The sequence below is a fragment of the Pseudomonas sp. CCOS 191 genome (assembly GCF_001007005.1).
Lineage (GTDB): Bacteria > Pseudomonadota > Gammaproteobacteria > Pseudomonadales > Pseudomonadaceae > Aquipseudomonas > Aquipseudomonas soli.
On the sequence record NZ_LN847264.1, the window covers coordinates 5943725 to 5962629 of the forward strand.

The following is an 18905-nucleotide window of genomic DNA, read 5'->3' on the forward strand; positions in this document are numbered from 1 at the left end:
TTGTTAGAGGCAGCATAAGCAAAAGCTTATAGTTGGGTAACAAGGTTTTGCCGGAGCACCGCAAAAAATGCGCAAGTCATTGATGCGTATGACTTTACGTCAGTTGCAGATCTTCAACGAAGTGTGTGATTTGCGCTCCTACAGCCGGGCGGCCGAGGAGATGGCGCTGACGCAACCCGCCGTTAGTCTACAGATCCGCCAGCTCGAAGAGCTGGTTGGCCAGCCGCTGTTCGAGTATGTCGGCAAGAAGCTTTACCTGACCGAGGCCGCCGAAGCGCTGCAACGCGCCAGCCGGGATATCTTCGGGCGCCTGGAGAACCTCGACATGCAGCTGTCGGACATGCAGGGCTCACTGCAGGGGCAACTGAAACTGGCGATCGAATCCAGCGCCAAGTACTTCGTGCCACACCTGTTCGCCGCCTTCAAGCAGCGCCACCCGGAGGTCAACCTCACCTTGACGGTGGTCAACCGTGCCCAGGCGATCAGGCGCCTGTCGGACAACCGCGACGACCTGGTCATCATGTCCATGGTGCCCCAGGACATGGGCCTCGAGTTCCTGCCCTTCCTGAACAACCCGATCGTCGCCGTGGCACCGCCGCAACACCCGTTGTGCAAGCCGGACAGCCTGCGCCTGCAGGATCTCGAACCGCATACCTTGCTGGTCCGTGAGCAGGGTTCGGGCACCCGCAAGGCCTGCGAGGAGTTTTTCAAGGACAAGCGCGTGCATTTCACCCAGACCCTCGAGGTGGCCTCCACCGATGCCCAGCGCGAATGCGTGGTGGCCGGGCTGGGCATTGCCCTGCTGACCCGTCATGCGGTCAACATGGAACTGGCCACCGGCATGCTCAGGGAGTTGCCGGTGGAAGAACTGCCGTTGTACCGCAGCTGGTGCCTGGTGCAGTCCCGGAGCAAGCGGCAATCGCCGGTGGCCCTGGCGTTTCAAGCGTTCATCCGCAGCGAACGTGCAATGATCAGCGGGCTTGTTGAGCGTTTCTCGGGGAAGTTGCCGCCGATACCTGCCACACCGTGAGGTCCTGCAGGTCGGGGTAGTCGGCCAGTTCGCGCAGCAACTGGCGCTGGTCGCAGTAGCATTCGATCGCGCGGCGGTACTCCATGCGGCGCTGATCCTTTTCCTGCTGCTTGCGAGCCTTGGCGTTGGGTTGGTACACACCGTCGTGATCACGTGCCATTGCCTGTCTCCCAGAAAGGATGCGGGGAGTTTCAGACTGGCTTCGGTGGTTTACGGTTTGGCGGTGGATTGGTGACGAAATGATGAAATCTGCATGGGCGCGGGACAGCCCGCCCCCATGCGAGCACAGCCTCGAATCAGTCGTCGGTCGCCTTGATCGACTTGGGCGACAGGCGCAGGCTGCGCAAGCTGCGCTTCACGCTCTTGAGGTGGTTGACCAGGCTCGGCCCGCGCGCCATGGCCACGCCCATGGCCAGTACGTCGATCACCACCAGGTGGGCGATGCGCGAGGTCAGCGGCGTGTAGATTTCGGTGTCCTCATGCACGTCGATGGCCAGGTTGACCGTCGACAGCTCGGCCAGCGGTGTCTGGCTCGGGCACAGGGTGATCAGGTTGGCACCGCTCTCGCGCACCAGGTTGGCGGTGATCAGCAGGTCCTTCGAGCGCCCCGACTGGGAAATGCACACCGCCACATCGCCCGGCTTGAGCGTGACAGCCGACATTGCCTGCATGTGCGGATCGGAATAGGCCGCCGCGCTGAGCAGCAGGCGGAAGAACTTGTGCTGCGCATCCGCCGCGACCGCGCCCGAGGCACCAAAACCGTAGAACTCCACGCGCTGGGCCTGGGCCATGGCCGTCACCGCCTGCTGCAAGGCTTGCGGATCGAGGTGCTCGCGCACTTCCATCAAGGTATGCAGGGTGGTGTCGAAGATCTTCAGGCTGTAGTCGGCGACCGAGTCGTCTTCATGGATGGCGAACTGACCGAAGCTGGCGCCGGCAGCCAGGCTTTGCGCCAGCTTGAGCTTGAGATCCTGGAAGCCCGAGCAACCGATCGCCCGGCAGAAGCGCACGATGGTCGGTTCGCTGATCCCCACGCTGTGCGCCAGGTCGGCCATCGAGCTGTGCATGACGGCAGCCGGATCGAGCAGCACATGGTCGGCCACTTTGAGTTCCGATTTGCGCAGCAGGTGCCGCGATTGGTCGATATGTTGCAACAGATTCACGGGCTGGACTCGGTTATGATCGGCGTGCCGGGATGTAGCTTTCTTGTAGTTATACTACATGCTTGCCAACCCGCCCAGCTAATCGAACGTGGAGAGTGGTGGTTTGACGATTCCTTGCGACATCCTGGTCTTCGGCGGCACGGGCGACCTGGCCCTGCACAAACTGCTCCCGGCGCTCTACCACCTGTATCGCGAAGCTCGCCTGCACACGGCCGTGCGGATTATCGCCCTGGCCCGACGCAACCTGCCGCGCAACGACTACGTCAAGCTCGCCGAGCGTCATTGCCGGGCGCAGGTCGCCCGCCAGGACTTCGACGAAGACGTCTGGCAGCGCTTTTCGGCGCGGCTCGACTACTTCCCCATGGACGCGGCGCAGAGCGCCGACTTCGGCCGCCTGGCCCGCTACCTGGGTGAGCCCGGCGGCCTGACGCGGATCTTCTACCTGGCCACTGCGCCCAAGCTGTTCGTGCCGATCGCCACTCACCTGCGCATCGCCGGCCTGGCCGACAGCGAAGCGCGCATCGTGCTGGAAAAACCCATCGGCCACTCGCTGGAGTCGGCCACCGCGATCAACGAAGCGATCGGCGCGGTGTTCGACGAATCCCAGGTCTTTCGCATCGACCACTACCTGGGCAAGGAAACCGTGCAGAACCTCATGGCCCTGCGCTTTGCCAACGCCTTGCTCGAGCCGGTATGGCGCAACGGCCAGGTCGACCATGTGCAGATCAGCGTCTGTGAAACCCTCGGCGTGGAAAACCGTGGCGCCTACTACGACCGTGCCGGTGCCACCCGCGACATGCTGCAGAACCACCTGCTGCAACTGCTCTGCCTGGTGGCCATGGAGCCCCCCTCGCAGTTCGAGGCCGAGGCGGTACGCGACGAGAAGGTGAAGATCCTCCGCGCCCTAAAGCCCATCACCGGCCAGGACGTGCAGGACAAGACCGTGCGCGGCCAGTACGGCGCCGGCAAGATCGGCGGCCAGGAAGTGCCGGCCTACTATTTCGAGAAGGACGTGGACAACGACAGCGACACCGAAACCTTCGTCGCGGTCCAGGCGCACATCGACAACTGGCGCTGGGCCGGCGTGCCGTTCTACCTGCGTACCGGCAAGCGCATGGCGCGGCGCTCGTCGCAGATCGTCATCCAGTTCAAGCCCGTGCCGCACGAGCTGTTCAGCGGCGGCCAGGTCAACCAGCTGCTGATCCAGCTACAACCGGACGAGCACATCAGCCTGCGCATGATGACCAAGAGCCCGGGCAAGGGCATGCGCCTGGCGCCGGTCGAGCTGGACCTCAACCTGGCCCAGGCCTTCGCCCGGACCCGCCGCTGGGAGGCCTACGAACGGCTGTTGCTGGATGTACTCGAAGGCGATTCGACGCTGTTCATGCGCCGCGACGAGGTCGAGGCCGCGTGGGCCTGGATCGACCCGATCCTGCAGGGCTGGGAGGAGCACTTCCAGGCGCCGCGCCCTTACCCCGCCGGCAGCAATGGCCCGGAACAGGCCAACAGCCTGCTGGCGCGCCAGGGCCAGGCCTGGCACGCCTAGCCCAACAGGTCGGCGGTCGAACGCCCTAGCAGCGCCTTGAACGACGCGGCATCGACCGGCCGGCTGATCAGGTAGCCCTGCACCTCGTCACAGCCGTGCTCGCGCAGGAACTGCAACTGTTCACGGGTTTCCACCCCTTCGGCCACCACCTTCAATTGCAGGCTCTGCGCCATGGCGATGATCGCCCGGGTGATGGCCGCGTCCTGCGTGCCTTCGAGCAGGCCGCGGATGAACGCCTGGTCGATCTTCACGTAGTCGACCGGGAAGCGCTTGAGGTAGCTCAGTGACGAGTAGCCGGTGCCGAAATCGTCGATGGCCAGCTTCACCCCCAGCGCGTGTAGCTGCTCGAAGGTGGCGATGATGTGCTCGACACTGTCCAGCAACTGGCTTTCGGTCAGTTCCAGCTCCAGCAGGTGCGGCGCCAGGCCGGATTCCTGCAGGACCTGGCGCACCAGGCTGACCAGCTTGCCCTGGCGCAACTGGTACACCGACAGGTTGACCGAAACACGCACTTCCAGGCCCTGGCGCAACCACTCGCAGGCTTGCCAACAGGCCTGGCGCAGCACGAACTCGCCCATGGGTGCGATCAACCCGGTTTCCTCCGCCAGGCCAATGAACTCGCTGGGTGGCACCATGCCCCATTGCGGGTGCTGCCAGCGTACCAGGGCCTCGGCCGCGTGCAGCTGACCGGTGCGCAGGCATAGCTTGGGCTGGTAGTAGACCAGCAGTTGGCCTTCGTCGATGGCCTTGCGCAACTGGTTCTCCAGCTGCAGGCGCTCCAGGGTGCTGGCACGCAGGCTCTCGGTATAGAACTGGAAGCTGTCGCCGCCCAGATGCTTGGCATGCTGCTTGGCCATGTCGGCCTGGCTTACCAGGGCATTGAGGTCCAGGCTGGCGTCGGACAGCAGGCTGATACCCACCGAGGCGCTGATCACAACCTCGTGCCCGCCCACACGCTGGGGCACACGCAGTTTGTCCAGCAACCGGGTAGTGACGCGCACCAGGCTGGATAAGTTGGTATAGCCGTCGAACAGCACCGCGAACTCGTCGCCGGACAGTCGCGCCACGGTATCGGCTTCGGGCACCGCGTTGGCCAGGCGCTGGGCCATCTTCTTCAGCAACTGGTCGGCCAGTTCATGACCCAGGCTCTCGTTGAGCAGCTTGAAGCGGTCCAGGTCAACGTGCAGCAGCGCCAGACTGCGACCATTCAGGCGCATGCGTTGCGCCGCCTCGTGCAGGCGCAGGCGGAACAGCGCACGGTTGGCCAGGCCGGTGAGGTCGTCGTAGTGCGCCAGATAGCGCAGGCGCTCCTCGGATTCGCGACGCGCCGACAGGTCGGTGAAGAAGCCGACGATATTGACGATGCGCCCCCGCACATCACTCACGCTGTTGAGCTGCAACCATTGGGGGTAGAGTTCGCCGCTTTTGCGCGCCTCGACCAGCTCGCCCTGCCAGCGTCCCTGCTGATCCAGCGCTTGGTCGATGGCCTGGCTGTGGCGCCGGGCGTCGCGGCTGCAGGGCAGCTCCAGGGCGTTGCGGCCGATCAGCTCGGCGCGGCCGTAGCCGGTGACATCGCAGAAAGCCTGGTTGACCGCCAGCAGCTGGAAGTCGGCATCGAGAATGGCGATCCCCTCGCTAGCTGCCTCGAACACCGTCGCGGCGAGCCGCTGCTGCTCCTCCTGCTCCTTCTGTGCGGTGATGTCACGGCGGGTGCCCAGCATGCGCAGGACCTTGCCCTGGGCATCGGACTCCACCGCCCGCCCACGGTCCTCGATCCAGCACCAGTGGCCCTGAGCGTGACGCACCCGGTACTCGACCCGGTAGTCCTCGGTGCGCCCCTTGAGATGTTCGACCAGCGTGCGCCGCAGCAGCGGCAGGTCATCGGGGTGCAGCCGCGGCTTGAGGTCGGCGCGCACCGAGCGGACCTGCTCGGCATCAAGGCCGAACAGGGCATGCAGTTGTGTGTGATGGACCTCGTCGGTTTCCAGGTTCCAGTCCCACAGCCCCAGCTCGCTGGCCTGCAGGGCCAGGGCCAGGCGCTGCTCGCTCTTGCTCAGGGCCTGGTTGGCCAGGTCCAGCGCATGGCTGCGTTCGGCCACGCGCTGTTCAAGGCCGGCATGGGCCTGGCGCAGGTCGTCCTCGGCCTGACGACGCTGGGCGATTTCGGCGCTGAGCTTGCGGTTCAGACCCTCGCTGTGGCGCTGGGCGCACTGCAGATGCTCGATCAGGGCCTGGTTCTGGAAGCGACGCAGCAGGCCACGCTCGATCAGGCGATTGACCTGCCAGGCCACCACCATCAGCGCCACCAGCAGGATCAGCCCCAGCCATCCCCAGCCACGCTGGTGCCCGGCGTCATAGACGAAGAGAAACGCGATCGGCGGCAGCAGGCACGGCACCGCGAAGCTGAGGAACGCCGGCAGGCTGACCGCGTAGGCGACACTGGCCGACAACGCCGCCGCCCCGAGCAGGCCGAATACCCAGGCCTGCTGCACGAAGTTGTCCGCCGGCGCCAGGGCGATCACCGCACTGGCCAAGGTCAGGCCGCTGAACGCCGAACCGAGCAGGAACATCCGCCGCCAGGCTGGCTTGGCCTGGCGAACCGGTGTCGCCGATTCGAAGGCCGCCACCTGGATCACCCGCAGCACCACCAGTGCCAGCAGCCAGGCCATCCACACGCCAACCAGCAGATAGCGCCCAGGGCTCCACAGCAGCCAGGCGCTGAGCAGGCCGTTGAGCAGCATGAACAAGGTGGGCAGCAGGGAGCCCTGGTACAGCAGGCGAGTCCGCTCGATCGACAGCTGGGTGGCGAATTGCCTGCGAACGCTCCGTGTCGTCTCCGGCGATGCTCCGATCGCCATGCAATCCTGGGTCATATGGCTGGATTCTTTTGAGTTCTTGTTATGGCTGACCACAAATGTGCAGGGAGAATACACAAGCGTCGCGTCAGACCAAACTGCTCTACGTCATGATTTGGAAAATGTCTCGTCCGTCCAGGTCTGACCGCTCAACCACGGGGCGCTGCCAGCAGCGCCGATGAACGGTAGATGGCCTGTGCGGTGATTTGCAGCGCGGGCGTTTGCCCCTGCCTGCGCGCGGCCATAGAATGCCCGCATGCATAATGACGACCTCTCCCTCCTGCTGAACTCCCTCAACGACGCCCAGCGCCAGGCCGTGGCGGCCTCCGTCGGACGCCAACTGGTGCTGGCCGGCGCCGGCTCGGGCAAGACCCGCGTGCTGGTGCACCGTATCGCCTGGCTGATCCAGGTCGAACAGGCCTCGCCGCACTCGATCCTGTCGGTGACATTCACCAACAAGGCCGCGGCGGAAATGCGCCAGCGTATCGAGCAACTGCTGGGCATCAACCCGGCCGGCATGTGGGTCGGCACTTTCCACGGCCTGGCCCACCGCCTGTTGCGGGCGCACTGGCAGGAGGCAGGGCTGGCGCAGAACTTCCAGATCCTCGACAGCGACGACCAGCAACGCCTGGTCAAGCGGGTGATCCGCGAAATGGGCCTGGACGAGCAGAAATGGCCGGCACGCCAGGTCCAGTGGTTCATCAACGGCCAGAAGGACGAGGGCCTGCGCCCACGGCATATCCAGGCCAGCGGCGACCTGTTCCTGGCCACCATGCGCGACATCTATGTCGCCTATGAACAGGCTTGCGACCGCGCCGGGGTCATCGACTTCTCCGAGCTGCTGCTGCGCGCCCTCGACCTGTGGCGCGACCACCCGGACCTGCTCAAGCATTACCAGCGCCGCTTCCGCCACCTGCTGGTGGACGAGTTCCAGGACACCAACGCCGTGCAGTACGCCTGGCTGCGCCTGCTGGCCTCCGGTGGCGACAGCCTGATGGCGGTGGGTGACGACGACCAGTCGATCTACGGCTGGCGCGGCGCCAAGATCGAGAACATCCACCAGTACACCGCCGACTTCCCCGACGCCGAGTTGATTCGCCTGGAGCAGAACTACCGCTCCACCGGCGGCATCCTCAAGGCCGCCAACGCGCTGATCGCCAACAACAGCGGGCGCCTGGGCAAGGAGCTGTGGACCGACATGGGCGAGGGCGAACCGCTCACGCTCTACGCCGCCTACAACGAGCACGACGAAGCGCGCTACGTGGTCGAGACCATCGAAAGTCTCATCAAGCAGGGCAACGCTCGCGACGAGATCGCCATCCTCTACCGTTCCAACGCCCAGTCGCGGGTGCTGGAGGAGGCCCTGCTGCGCGAACGCATCCCCTACCGCATCTATGGCGGCCAGCGCTTCTTCGAACGCGCCGAGATCAAGAACGCCATGGCCTACCTGCGCCTGCTCGAAGGCCGCGGCAACGACGCGGCGCTGGAGCGGGTGATCAACGTGCCGCCACGCGGCATCGGCGAGAAGACCGTCGAGGCCATCCGCGAACACGCCCGTCACAGCCAGCTGTCGATGTGGGACGCCATGTGCCAGCTGCTGGCCGCCAAGGCCCTCAAGGGCCGCGCCGCCAGCGCGCTGGGTGCCTTCATCGAGCTGCTCGAGAACCTCGCCGCCAAGGTGCTGGACATGCCGCTGCACCTGATGACCCAGACCGTCATCGAACAGTCCGGCCTGATCATCTACCACCAGGAAGAAAAGGGCGAGAAAGGCCAGGCCCGGGTGGAAAACCTTGAGGAACTGGTCAGCGCGGCGCGCAACTTCGAGACCAGCGACGACGACGCCGACCTGTCGCCACTGTCGGCGTTCCTCGGCCATGCCTCGCTGGAGGCCGGCGACACCCAGGCCGACGAGCACGAGGACAGCATCCAGCTGATGACCCTGCACAGCGCCAAGGGCCTGGAGTTCCCCTACGTGTTCCTGGTGGGCATGGAGGAAGGCCTGTTCCCGCACAAGATGAGCCTCGAAGAACCCGGCCGCCTCGAAGAAGAACGGCGCCTGGCCTACGTGGGCATCACCCGGGCGATGCGCCAGCTGGTCATGACCTACGCCGAGACCCGCCGCCTGTACGGCAGCGAAACCTACAATAAAGTGTCGCGTTTCGTCCGGGAGATTCCGCCCGGGCTGGTGCAGGAAGTGCGCCTGTCGAATACCGTCAGCCGCCCGTTCGGCGGCGCGAAGACGCCCGCGAGCAGCCTGTTCGCCAACGCCAGCATCCCGCAGACCGCCTTCAGCCTTGGCCAGCGGGTGCAGCATGCGGTGTTCGGCGAAGGCGTGATCCTCAACTTCGAGGGCTCCGGTGCCCAGGCGCGGGTGCAGGTGAACTTCTCCGAAGGCAGCAAATGGCTGATGCTTGGATACGCCAAGCTGGAAGCCATCTGAGCCCAATCGCGGGGCTTGCCCCGCGATGACCTTTCAGACAACGCCCGTCCGCATTCCCGACTATCAGGCAAAAGCTCGAAACATGTTGTCGCTGGCTATGTCTGCTGGTTCATGTGCACCATGACGCGCGTGCAATCCACACAAACGGGAATCCCCAACTTATGCAACGTTTTCTTAGCATCGCTCTGGCGCTCTGCGTCGGCCTGACGCTGAGCCTCGACGCCAACGCCAAGCGCTTCGGTGGCGGCAAGAGCTCGGGCTCCGCGCCTATCCACCAGACCCGCCAGGCAACCCCGACCACCCCTGCCGCCGCCCCGACCGCGCCAGGCCGCGCACCCGCTGCCGCCAGCGGCGCCTCGCGCTGGCTGGGCCCGCTGGCCGGCCTCGCCGCCGGTGGCCTGCTGGCCTCCATGTTCATGGGCGACGGCTTCGATGGCATGCAGATCCTCGATTTCCTGATCATGGGCCTGATCGCCTTCCTGGTCTTCCGCTTCATCGCCGCGCGCCGCCGCCAGCAGCAGCCGCAACACGCTGCAGCCGGCCATGCCCCGTACCAGCGCGAAGCCCAGCCGCAGGCCGCCCCGCAGTCGATCTTCGGCGGTTCCGCCGCGCCGGTTGCCGCGCCTGCGATCAACGCCCCGGCCTGGTTCAACGAAGCCAGCTTCCTGGCCGCCGCCCGTTCGCACTTCCAGTCGCTGCAGCAGCACTGGGACGCCAACGAGATGGACAAGATCGCCGAGTTCGTCACCCCGCAGATGCTCGAGTTCCTCAAGCGTGAGCGCGCGGAACAAGGTGAAGGCTTCCAGTCCACCTACATCGACGACCTCGATGTGCAACTGGATGGCGTAGACGACCGCGCCGACCAGACCGACGCCACCCTTACCTTCCGTGGCGTGTCGAAGACTTCGCGCTTCGATCAGGGCGAAGCGTTCAGCGAAAGCTGGCACATGGTTCGCGCCCAGGGCGAAAACCAGCCTTGGCTGCTGGCCGGTATCCGCCAAAACGGTTAACCGTCGCACGTTGCAGAAAAAACCCCGGGCCTGTCCCGGGGTTTTTGCTTTTGCCAGAGCGGCCTACTAGGGTATAACGCGCAGCGTTGTCATAAGGTCAGAGGATGTGAACCGTGGAAGAAGTGATCGAACAACTCCGTGAAGCCAACGAGCCGGTACCGGTGCCGCTGGAACTGCCGGACGAGGATCAGCTGGTCGAAATCGAGGAAGAGCTGTTCATCAACATCCCCTTCGTGTTCAAGGAATACCTGCTGACCGTCAGTGACGTGGTGTACGGCAGCCTCGAGCCGGTGACCGTGACCGACCCGCAATCCCACACCTACCTGCCGGAGGTGGCGGCCAATGCCTGGGACGCCGGCGTGCCCCGCGACCTCATCCCGATCTGCCAGGACGGAGACGATTTCTACTGCGTCGAAGAGGACGGCACCGTGGTGCTGTGGTCCGGTGAAGAGGAAATCGTCACCGAGGAAAGCTGGGAATCGGTCTGGCACTGGGCGCGGGATGTCTGGCTGGAAAGCTGAATGAGAAATACCCGCACAAAGTGATGGCTTATAGCTACCAATCACTCGTAGAATCGCCAGGCTCTCTGCGCCTGGCGACACTGCTACCGCTCCATCCCCTCGGACGACGGTGAAATCTTGCGCAGAAAGCGTTAACCGCTCCCTCAGTGCGAATGATCGCGGCTGTTCTCCAGCGTCTCCAGCAACGCCACCTGCATTCGCGTATGCACACGGATCAGCCAGCGCCACAGCAGCGCCACCACCACCGCCGCCACTACCGCGATGATCAGCAGCAGTTCGCTGGTGGGCAGAATGCTCGCCGACAAGGCTGACAGCAGCAGGAAGATCACCAGCAGTGACAGCAGCGGAATCACCTCGGCGATCACCCGTCTTACGCGCTGGGTATGTCGCCCCGCCATCTCCGGCTTGACACCCATCTCTGCCAGCAGCATCGACAGTGCCTTGAGCTTGCGGTACGCGGCAATCAGGAACGGCAACGACAGCAGCAGCGCCGCGCCCCAGATCAGCGCCTTCTGCTGACCGGCGTCCGTCACCCATTCGCTGAGCCAGACGCCGATACGCCCGGCGAAATAGCCGCCACTGAAGAAGATCGCGATCACCAGCGCCAGGTTGACTCCGACCTGCAACAGGATGCGCCGGATCATCGCCGCCAGCATGGCCCCCTCGCCCTGGGGCTGGATACTGCGCAACCACTCGCCGTACAGCGAAAGCACCCGCGCCAGACGGCTGGGTACCACCTTGCCCAGCTTGATCGACAACGGGTCGGCAGCGCGGATCAGGTAGGGCGTGAGCAGGGTGGTGATGGCCGATACCGCCACCGCTACCGGGTAGAGGAAGTCGCTGGTGACCTGCAGGGTCATGCCCAGGGCAGCGATGATGAAGGAGAATTCGCCGATCTGCGAAAGCCCCATCCCCACACGCAGCGAAGTGCGTCCATCATTGCCGGCAATGAACGCCCCCATGCCGCAGGAAAGCATCTTGCCCAACACCACCGCCAGGGTGATGACCACGATCGGCCAAGCGTATTCGAGCAGGATCGACGGGTCGATCATCAGGCCGATGGCCACGAAAAAGATGGCACTGAACAAGTCGCGCACCGGCTCGATCAGGCGCTCGATCTTCAGCAGCTCGCGCGACTCGGCCATGATTGCGCCGATCAGGAAGGCACCCAGCACCATGCTGTACTCGAGCTTGACCACCAGCAGGCAGAAGCCGAAACACAGGCCCAGCACGGTAATCAGCAGCATTTCGTTGCTTTCGAACTTGGCCACATAGGCCAGCAGCCGCGGCACCAGCAGGATGCCGATGACCAGCGCGACGATCATGAACAGCGACAACTTGCCCACGGTCGAGAACACCTCGCCGGAGCTCACCGTGCCGCTGACCGCGATGCCCGACAGCAGCGCGATGATACCGATGCCGAGAATATCCTCGACGATCAGCACGCCGAAGATCAGTTGGGCAAAGCGCTCGTTCTTCATCTTCAGGTCGTTGAGCGCCTTGACGATGATGGTGGTCGAGGAAATTGCCAGGATCGCCCCGAGGAACAGCGAATCCATGGTGTTCCAGCCGAACCAGCGGCCGATCTCGAAACCGATCCAGATCATCAGGACGATTTCCAGGAAGGCAGCGATGAACGCCGTGGCGCCGACCTTGAACAGCTTGCGCAGGCTGAACTCCAGGCCCAGGCAGAACATCAGGAATATCACTCCCAGTTCGGCCAGGGTCTTGATGGTGTCTTCGTCGTGGATCAGCCCGAACGGCGGCGTGTGCGGCCCGATGATGAAGCCGGCGACGATGTAGCCCAGCACCACGGGCTGCTTGAGGCGATGAAAGAGAATGGTGACCACCCCGGCAACCAGCATGATCACCGCCAGATCCTGGATGAAGCTGATGGCATGCATGGCGTGTTACTCCTTGTTTTCGATGCTGGGGGCGAACCGCTCCTCTGCCGGGAAGACCCTGGGCGCGGAGCAGGCACATACTGTTGTAATTGACGCGAAAGCCCACGTTGCATGGGCGTCGTCAGGTTAACATCGCGCCTTGCCGCAAATTGCCAATGCAATATGCAGAAACAGATCGGCAGATTCGACACCGCCGATGGCAATATTGGCGTGACGATGGAGCGTCAGCCGACGTCCCGTACCAGGATGGGAAACCTCAAAGAGGGGAAACAGAAGTGTCTGCAGATACCCGCCCCGATACCGTGCAAATTCACCGTGAGCTCTCTATGGAACCTGGAAACGCCCAGCTGACCATGACCGTCCTGATGACACCGGACATGGCCAACTTCTCTGGCAACGTACACGGCGGCACCCTGCTCAAGTACCTCGACGAAGTCGCCTATGCCTGCGCCAGCCGTTATGCCGGCACCTATGTGGTGACCCTGTCGGTGGACCAGGTGATCTTCCGCGAACCTGTGCACGTCGGCGAACTGGTGACCTTCCTGGCCTCGGTCAACTACACCGGCAACACCTCGATGGAGGTGGGCATCAAGGTTGTCACCGAAAATATTCGCGAGCGTTCGGTACGCCACTCCAACAGCTGCTTCTTCACCATGGTGGCTGTCGACGATGACCGGCGCCCGGTGAGGGTGCCACCGCGCCAGCCACAGAGCAGCGAAGAGAAGCGCCGCTTCCTGCAGGGCCAGCAGCGCCGACAGATCCGCCAGGAGCTGGAGCAGCGCTACCAGAACCTCAAGGCCGACGCCATCTAGTACAACAGGCGCTGCGCCTCGAAGCGTACCCGTGGGTGGGCGATGCGATCCTGGGCCCGCACCAGTTGCAGTTCATAGCTGGCGCAGGCCTGGGTTTCCAGCAACACCTCATGCACGGCGGCGGCGGTGAACTCGAAGGCTTGCAGCCAGTTGTCGCCAAGCAGCACCCGGGCGAGGAACAACCCTGACGTCAGGTCGCCCACCCCTACCGGCTGACGGGGGAACGCCAGCAACGGCCGACGCAGGTGCCAGCTGGCTTCGCGGGTCACCAGGAGCATCTCGAAGGCATCGTCCGCGCGCTGTGGATAATTCAGGTGCTTGACCAGCACCACCTGCGGCCCACGCTCCAGCAACCCGCGCGCCATGCCCACGCAATCCTCCAGCGACTGCGCGCGACGGCCACAGAAACTGTCCAGCTCGAGCTGGTTGGGGCACAGGATATCGGCCTTGGCCACGGCCTGCTCGAGCAGGAACTCACTGACCTCGGCCGGCACGATGCAACCTTTCTCGGCATGGCCCATGACCGGGTCGCATAGGTACAAAGCCCTGGGATTGACCGCCTTGATCCGCTCGACGCCAGCCAGGATCGCCCGCCCCTGCTCGGCACTGCCCAGGTAACCCGACAGCACCGCATCGCAGTGGCCCAATTCGCCGATATTGGAAATGCCTTCCACCAACGCGGGAATTTGCGCTGGCGCAAGCACTTCCCCCGCCCACTGGCCATACTGAGTGTGGTTGGAGAACTGCACCGTGTTGAGTGGCCAGACGTTGACCCCGACCCGCTGCATGGGAAACACCGCGGCGCTGTTGCCGGCGTGTCCAAAGACCACGTGGGACTGAATGGCGAGCAGGTGCGGTGTACGTTTCATGCAGGGCGCTTCCGAAACTGTGTGAAGAAATGTGCGGCCCGCAGTATGAACCCGATTGCCATCTGTACGACAGGCCAGAGACGCAGTTAAGCTGGATCACCTGTCTGGAGCTTACGCAAATGCTGACCCTGGAAAACCTTTTCGTCCTGATGCTGGTGGCGACCGCAGGCGCCTGGCTGTGGCACAACCACGGGCTTCGCGAGAAGGCCCTGGCTCGGGTCAAGCAGCATTGCGCCAAGCTCGACCTGGAACTGCTCGACGACGCCGTGGCGCTCAAACGCATCGCGTTCGTGCGCGACGCCAATGGCCGAAAGCGCCTGGCGCGCATCTACAACTTCGAGTTCACCGTCACCGGCGAACAACGTCACCCCGGCACCGTCACCCAGTTCGGCGCCCATACCATGCAGATCGAACTTGCACCTTACCCGTTCGAGATCAAGACCCCGCCACGCACCGACAACGTCATCGAAATGCAGCAATGGCGCCAGGAACATAACCGCTGGCGCAATTGATCAGCCAGCAAGGTAACTGCTGGCAATGGCTGCCTGGAGCACCTGCAGCGGTTGTGGCTGATCGAAGATCAGCTCGATGCGCGAGTCCCTGCGCCATTCGCTGGTGCGCCACTCCAGCGGCCCACCTTCCAGTCCATTGAATGACCGCCACCCATCCATGCTGTGGATAACTCCCTTCGCCCGACGCCACGGCCACTGCTTGAGCACACCACGCAGCACCCTCTCGTCAAAACTCAGATCCGGATGCCAGCGCCAACCGACACTCCAGCCCTCCTGCGCCTGCCGAGACTGGCAGATAGGCTGCCGCGCATCCGTCCACAGCGCGGGCCGTGAGTGTGAGTCATTATCCACAGGCAGGCTGGAAAGATCGGATTGACCTTTTGCGGCTGTGAGAGAAACAGGCAGCTCAGCGAGCGGTAACGCGCCATGGTCTGCCCAGACCACTGGAACGCCGGGTAACGTTGCAGTTATCAACAAGCGGGCAGTGTCGTCCACAGCCCCCGCCTTGTTGATCAACACTAACCCAGCCTTCGCCAATGCCACGCGCTGTGGCTCGGGCAAAGTATCGCCCCGGGATAGCGCGGTGGCATCCAGCACCATCAACAGTGGCTGGACCGACAGGACACCGGTCCAAGGCGCCCGCCCCAGTTGCTCCAGCAATTCGAGGGGGTGACCGAGGCCGGACGGTTCGATGAACAGGCGATCCGGGCGCGCCTTGCGCAGCAGGCGGCCGAGCCCCACTTGGAACGGTGCACCATTGACGCAGCACAGGCAGCCTCCCGCCACCTCTCCAATGGCGATGCCCGCCTCGTCACTGCTGAGCAAGGCGGCATCCAGGCCGATCTGTCCAAATTCGTTGACCAGCACGGCCCAACGCTCACCAGCCGGTCGTTGCTCCAGCAAGTGACGGATCAGGCTGGTCTTGCCGGCGCCTAGCGGGCCGGCGATCACATGGGTGGGGATGTTCTGCAACATGGCTCGGTATCGCAAGGGCTTGATGGCAGTCTATACCGGGGCGTCCGGCAATTCATGCCAACCAGTCCAGGCTCAACAGCAAGCGACGTTCCCCGGAGGGTGTCTGCGGGGACCGGTGGACCAACCCCGCACCCTCGTTGCCCAGCCACTTCTCGCCCTTGAGCAGGGCTACCTCTCCCGTCACCAATCGCCGAACGTTATCCACAGGCGGCGGCGCCAGCTGCAACCGGGTACGGTCGATGGCACCCTCTGGCAGCCATTCGCTACCTGCGCCGGCGTAGGTACTGATCAAGCGCAATGGCACATGGTCCACATGCATGCGCGGGCACATCGCCCCCTCAAGCACCCGCAGCCGCACCCCCAGGCGCCGAGCACCCAGCAGGCAGGTATAGGCCGCCACCAGCCAGGCCACATCGGCGACGAAACCATCGTAGCCATGCAGATCGGCGGTTTCTCTGAGCAGCCCGGGCAACGCTGGCGGCTGGCGTTCATCCACCTCGATCACGCGCTCATCGGCCAATGGCTGGCCCAGGCTCAGCACCAGGTTGGCGAAGTCTTCGACCTGGGCCGGCAGGCGGCGCTGCCAGACCGCAAGGTTGACGCCATCCTGGAGAATCTCCGTCATCACCTGGGGTGACTCACCGAAGACCTGGCGGATATTCACAGTCATGCCGCGGCGTCCTCATGCCACTCACCAAACGGGTCCGGCAGGCGCAGCCAGCCCATCGGCCCCAACTCCATTTCCTCGTCATCGAGCAGGCAGGCTTCCAGCTCTGTGGATAACCGAACAAAGTCGATGTTCTGCCCGATGAACACCAGTTCCTGCCGGCAGTCGCCCGCTTCCGCGGACCACTGCTTGAGGATCGCCGCAGTGTTCTCTTCATCCTGCGGCCATTGCTCGCGCGGCACGAAACGCCACCAACGACCAGCCAGGCCATGGCGCATCATGCCCCCGGCCTGCGACCAGCTGCCGGCCTCCTGGAACTTGCTGGCCAGCCAGAAGAACCCTTTGGAGCGCAGCAAGCGGCCGTTGCTCCAGGGCTTGTGGATAAAGTCGAAGAAGCGCTGCGGGTGGAATGGCCGGCGCGCCTGCCAGGTGGTAGCGGCAATACCATACTCCTCAGTTTCCGGCACATGTTCGCCACGCAGCTCCTGCAGCCAGCCCGGCGCCTGCGCGGCCTGGTCGAAATCGAACAGGCCGGTATCTAGGATGCGCGCCAAAGGCACCTGGCCCATCACCATCGGCACGATCTGCGCCCGCGCATTGAGGCTGCGCAGGATGGCGGTCAATTCTTCGCGCTCATGCTGGCTGATCAGGTCGATCTTGCTCAGCAGCAACACGTCGGCGAATTCGACCTGCTCGATCAGCAAGTCACTGATCGAACGTTCGTCACCTTCGCCCAAGGTCTCGCCCCGACTGGCCAGGCTTTCGGCTGCCTGATAATCGCGAAGAAAGTTCAGCCCATCGACAACGGTGACCATGGTATCGAGGCGTGCCATGTCGGAGAGACTGCGGCCCTGCTCATCGCGAAAGGTGAACGTCTCGGCCACCGGCAGCGGCTCGGATATACCCGTGGACTCGATCAGCAGGTAATCGAAGCGACCCTCGCCCGCCAACCGGGCGACCTCCTCCAGCAGATCTTCACGCAGTGTGCAGCAGATGCAGCCGTTGCTCATCTCAACCAGCTTTTCCTCAGCGCGGTTGAGGCTGACATTGCGTTGCACCTCACTGGCATCGATGTTGATTTCACTCATGTCGTTGACGATCACAGCCACGCGCAGGTTGTCGCGGTTACGCAGGACATGGTTGAGCAACGTGCTCTTGCCGGCACCCAGGAAGCCGGACAGCACGGTGACAGGAAGACGGTTGGGCATGACGAACCTCATCGGGCAGGCGCATTCGAAACGATGCATTGCATAATGTTATATTATAACAATACAATTTCGCCAAGCCGTATCGCCGAACGGTTGTCTGGAGAGCGTCATGAAACTACCTGGCGTCATCGCCCTGCTGCTGCTCGTTCATCCAGAGCAGCTCTTTGCCATGCCCACTACCGACCTTGCACGGTGCACCCGCAGCGCAACCTTGCTGGCCTGCCAGGACAACAAGGGCAACTACTACAGCGTGCGAACCGAGGGCAGCACCTTTTACTTGCGCGGGTATGAAGTCGCGAGCAAGCGGCTGTGGGCACAAACCAACAGCCGCCACGGCGCATTGACGTTTTTCACCGGCCTGGCCAGCGACGGCGAGGCTTGGGTCGGCTACAGCCGGCGTATTGGCTGGACCACGCTGAATCGTGTTTCCAGCTCCAGCGGCCAACGCTTCAACCTGCATTGCAGCCTCATCGGCGGTTGCCAGTGACTTAACCGTTCAGGATCCCTTCCATGACCAGCCTATCCCTTCCCGATATCGCCGCCCAAAGCAACCAACAGGCACTGCCGCTGGACTGGGTGGGCATGAGTGGTATCGCCGTTGCGCTGCAACTCGACGGGCGCACCGTCACCGCTTTTGCCGATGCCGGAGTGAGCCTCGACGATGGTGCCTCACGCGGCATTCACATGTCCCGACTGTACCTGGCATTGGAGGCGCTGGAGCAACAACCCCTGTCACCCCCGCTACTACACCAGATACTGCGGGCATTTCTGCTTAGCCACACCGGCCTATCCAACAATGCTTATCTGCGGCTGACCTTTGATCATCTGCTCAAACGGTCGGCACTGATCAGCCCGTTGGCTGGCTGGAAGCGCTACCCGGTGACCGTGGATGCCAAGCTGGAATATGAAATGTTCCACGTGGAACTATCAGTGAATGTGCCCTACTCGTCGACGTGCCCATGCTCGGCAGCACTTGCACGGCAGCTGATCCAGGAGCAGTTCGACAGGGACTTCGCCCACCGGCCATTGGACCGGCGCGGCATTCGCCAATGGCTGGGCAGCAGTGACGGGATCGTTGCGACGCCTCATAGCCAACGGAGCATGGCCAAACTTCAGGTACGCCTTGCAGGGGAAGCGCTGAATCTGACAGGGCTAATCGACGCGGCGGAAGCTGCGCTAGGCACCGCAGTGCAGACCGCCGTGAAGCGCGCCGACGAGCAGGCTTTTGCCCTGGCCAATGGTCAGAACCTGATGTTCTGCGAGGATGCTGCCCGGCGCCTGCACCTGGCCTTGATGCAGATTGAGGAGGTGACGGGGTTCAGCGTGCGCGTGGAACATGCAGAGAGCCTGCATGCCCACGACGCGGTTGCGGTTACTCAACATCGGTGGTGAG

At 63.6% G+C, this 18905-nt stretch carries 17 protein-coding genes; 9 read left to right on the forward strand and 8 right to left on the reverse strand.

Features of this window, described 5'->3' with window-relative positions; all coding sequences use genetic code 11:
- Positions 1–67 precede the first annotated feature (67 nt).
- Positions 68–1030, forward strand: coding sequence for a LysR family transcriptional regulator (locus CCOS191_RS26465; RefSeq protein WP_046857620.1), 963 nt, complete (start codon positions 68–70; stop codon positions 1028–1030).
- Here the strand turns inward: CCOS191_RS26465 and CCOS191_RS27750 are convergent.
- Both CCOS191_RS27750 and hexR read right to left on the reverse strand, forming a co-directional pair.
- On the reverse strand, positions 972–1190 hold the full coding sequence (locus CCOS191_RS27750) for a PA3496 family putative envelope integrity protein (protein WP_081941302.1): 219 nt from the start codon (positions 1188–1190) through the stop codon (positions 972–974). The genes CCOS191_RS26465 and CCOS191_RS27750 overlap by 59 nt on opposite strands.
- 136 nt (positions 1191–1326) lie before the next feature.
- Positions 1327–2193, reverse strand: coding sequence for a transcriptional regulator HexR (hexR, locus tag CCOS191_RS26470; protein WP_023630201.1), 867 nt, complete (start codon positions 2191–2193; stop codon positions 1327–1329).
- Between the two features lie 103 nt (positions 2194–2296).
- Here hexR and zwf point away from each other — a divergent pair, with 103 nt between their 5' ends.
- Positions 2297–3739 (forward strand): glucose-6-phosphate dehydrogenase, encoded by a 1443-nt coding sequence (gene zwf, locus CCOS191_RS26475; RefSeq protein ID WP_046857621.1) that lies wholly within the window; start codon positions 2297–2299, stop codon positions 3737–3739.
- Here the strand turns inward: zwf and CCOS191_RS26480 are convergent.
- Positions 3736–6597: a GGDEF domain-containing phosphodiesterase gene (locus CCOS191_RS26480; protein ID WP_156177718.1), complete on the reverse strand. Its 2862-nt coding sequence runs from the start codon at positions 6595–6597 to the stop codon at positions 3736–3738. The two genes, zwf and CCOS191_RS26480, sit on opposite strands and share 4 nt — an antisense overlap.
- Positions 6598–6850: 253 nt before the next feature.
- Between CCOS191_RS26480 and uvrD the strand changes: the two genes are divergently transcribed.
- From uvrD to CCOS191_RS26495, 3 genes are all read left to right on the forward strand, one after another.
- Positions 6851–9034, forward strand: a complete 2184-nt coding sequence (uvrD, locus tag CCOS191_RS26485) for a DNA helicase II (protein WP_046857623.1) — start codon at positions 6851–6853, stop codon at positions 9032–9034.
- Between the two features lie 161 nt (positions 9035–9195).
- Positions 9196–10044 carry a Tim44 domain-containing protein gene (locus CCOS191_RS26490; protein WP_046857624.1) on the forward strand — a complete coding sequence of 283 codons (849 nt, stop codon included), beginning with the start codon at positions 9196–9198 and terminating at the stop codon, positions 10042–10044.
- 113 nt (positions 10045–10157) lie between these two features.
- Positions 10158–10565 carry an SMI1/KNR4 family protein gene (locus tag CCOS191_RS26495; protein ID WP_023629684.1) on the forward strand — a complete coding sequence of 136 codons (408 nt, stop codon included), beginning with the start codon at positions 10158–10160 and terminating at the stop codon, positions 10563–10565.
- Between the two features lie 143 nt (positions 10566–10708).
- On the opposite strand, the gene CCOS191_RS26500 is transcribed toward CCOS191_RS26495, so the two are convergent.
- Positions 10709–12469, reverse strand: a complete 1761-nt coding sequence (locus tag CCOS191_RS26500) for a cation:proton antiporter (protein WP_046857625.1) — start codon at positions 12467–12469, stop codon at positions 10709–10711.
- Between the two features lie 326 nt (positions 12470–12795).
- On the opposite strand from CCOS191_RS26500, the gene CCOS191_RS26505 reads away from it, so the two are divergent.
- Positions 12796–13281 carry an acyl-CoA thioesterase gene (locus tag CCOS191_RS26505; protein WP_046857626.1) on the forward strand — a complete coding sequence of 162 codons (486 nt, stop codon included), beginning with the start codon at positions 12796–12798 and terminating at the stop codon, positions 13279–13281.
- Here the strand turns inward: CCOS191_RS26505 and pdxY are convergent.
- Positions 13278–14150 carry a pyridoxal kinase PdxY gene (pdxY, locus tag CCOS191_RS26510; RefSeq protein ID WP_046857627.1) on the reverse strand — a complete coding sequence of 291 codons (873 nt, stop codon included), beginning with the start codon at positions 14148–14150 and terminating at the stop codon, positions 13278–13280. The genes CCOS191_RS26505 and pdxY overlap by 4 nt on opposite strands.
- A gap of 119 nt (positions 14151–14269) precedes the next feature.
- Between pdxY and CCOS191_RS26515 the strand changes: the two genes are divergently transcribed.
- Positions 14270–14662 (forward strand): DUF3301 domain-containing protein, encoded by a 393-nt coding sequence (locus CCOS191_RS26515; RefSeq protein ID WP_023629680.1) that lies wholly within the window; start codon positions 14270–14272, stop codon positions 14660–14662.
- Here CCOS191_RS26515 and CCOS191_RS26520 read toward each other — a convergent pair whose 3' ends face one another.
- The 3 genes from CCOS191_RS26520 to zigA are packed head-to-tail and all read right to left on the reverse strand — an operon-like array spanning position 14663 to position 17512.
- Entirely contained in the window at positions 14663–15637 is a 975-nt protein-coding gene (locus tag CCOS191_RS26520) for a CobW family GTP-binding protein (protein WP_046857628.1), read from the reverse strand.
- A 52-nt stretch (positions 15638–15689) separates the two neighbouring features.
- Positions 15690–16307 (reverse strand): DUF1826 domain-containing protein, encoded by a 618-nt coding sequence (locus tag CCOS191_RS26525; protein ID WP_046857629.1) that lies wholly within the window; start codon positions 16305–16307, stop codon positions 15690–15692.
- On the reverse strand, positions 16304–17512 hold the full coding sequence (gene zigA / locus CCOS191_RS26530; RefSeq protein WP_023629678.1) for a zinc metallochaperone GTPase ZigA: 1209 nt from the start codon (positions 17510–17512) through the stop codon (positions 16304–16306). The genes CCOS191_RS26525 and zigA overlap by 4 nt, the downstream gene beginning before the upstream one ends.
- 109 nt (positions 17513–17621) lie before the next feature.
- Between zigA and CCOS191_RS26535 the strand changes: the two genes are divergently transcribed.
- Both CCOS191_RS26535 and folE2 read left to right on the forward strand, forming a co-directional pair.
- Positions 17622–17999, forward strand: a complete 378-nt coding sequence (locus CCOS191_RS26535) for a hypothetical protein (protein ID WP_046857630.1) — start codon at positions 17622–17624, stop codon at positions 17997–17999.
- A 23-nt stretch (positions 18000–18022) separates the two neighbouring features.
- A complete protein-coding gene (gene folE2 / locus CCOS191_RS26540; protein WP_046857631.1) occupies positions 18023–18904 on the forward strand; it encodes a GTP cyclohydrolase FolE2 in 882 nt (293 codons plus the stop codon).
- Position 18905 lies beyond the last annotated feature (1 nt).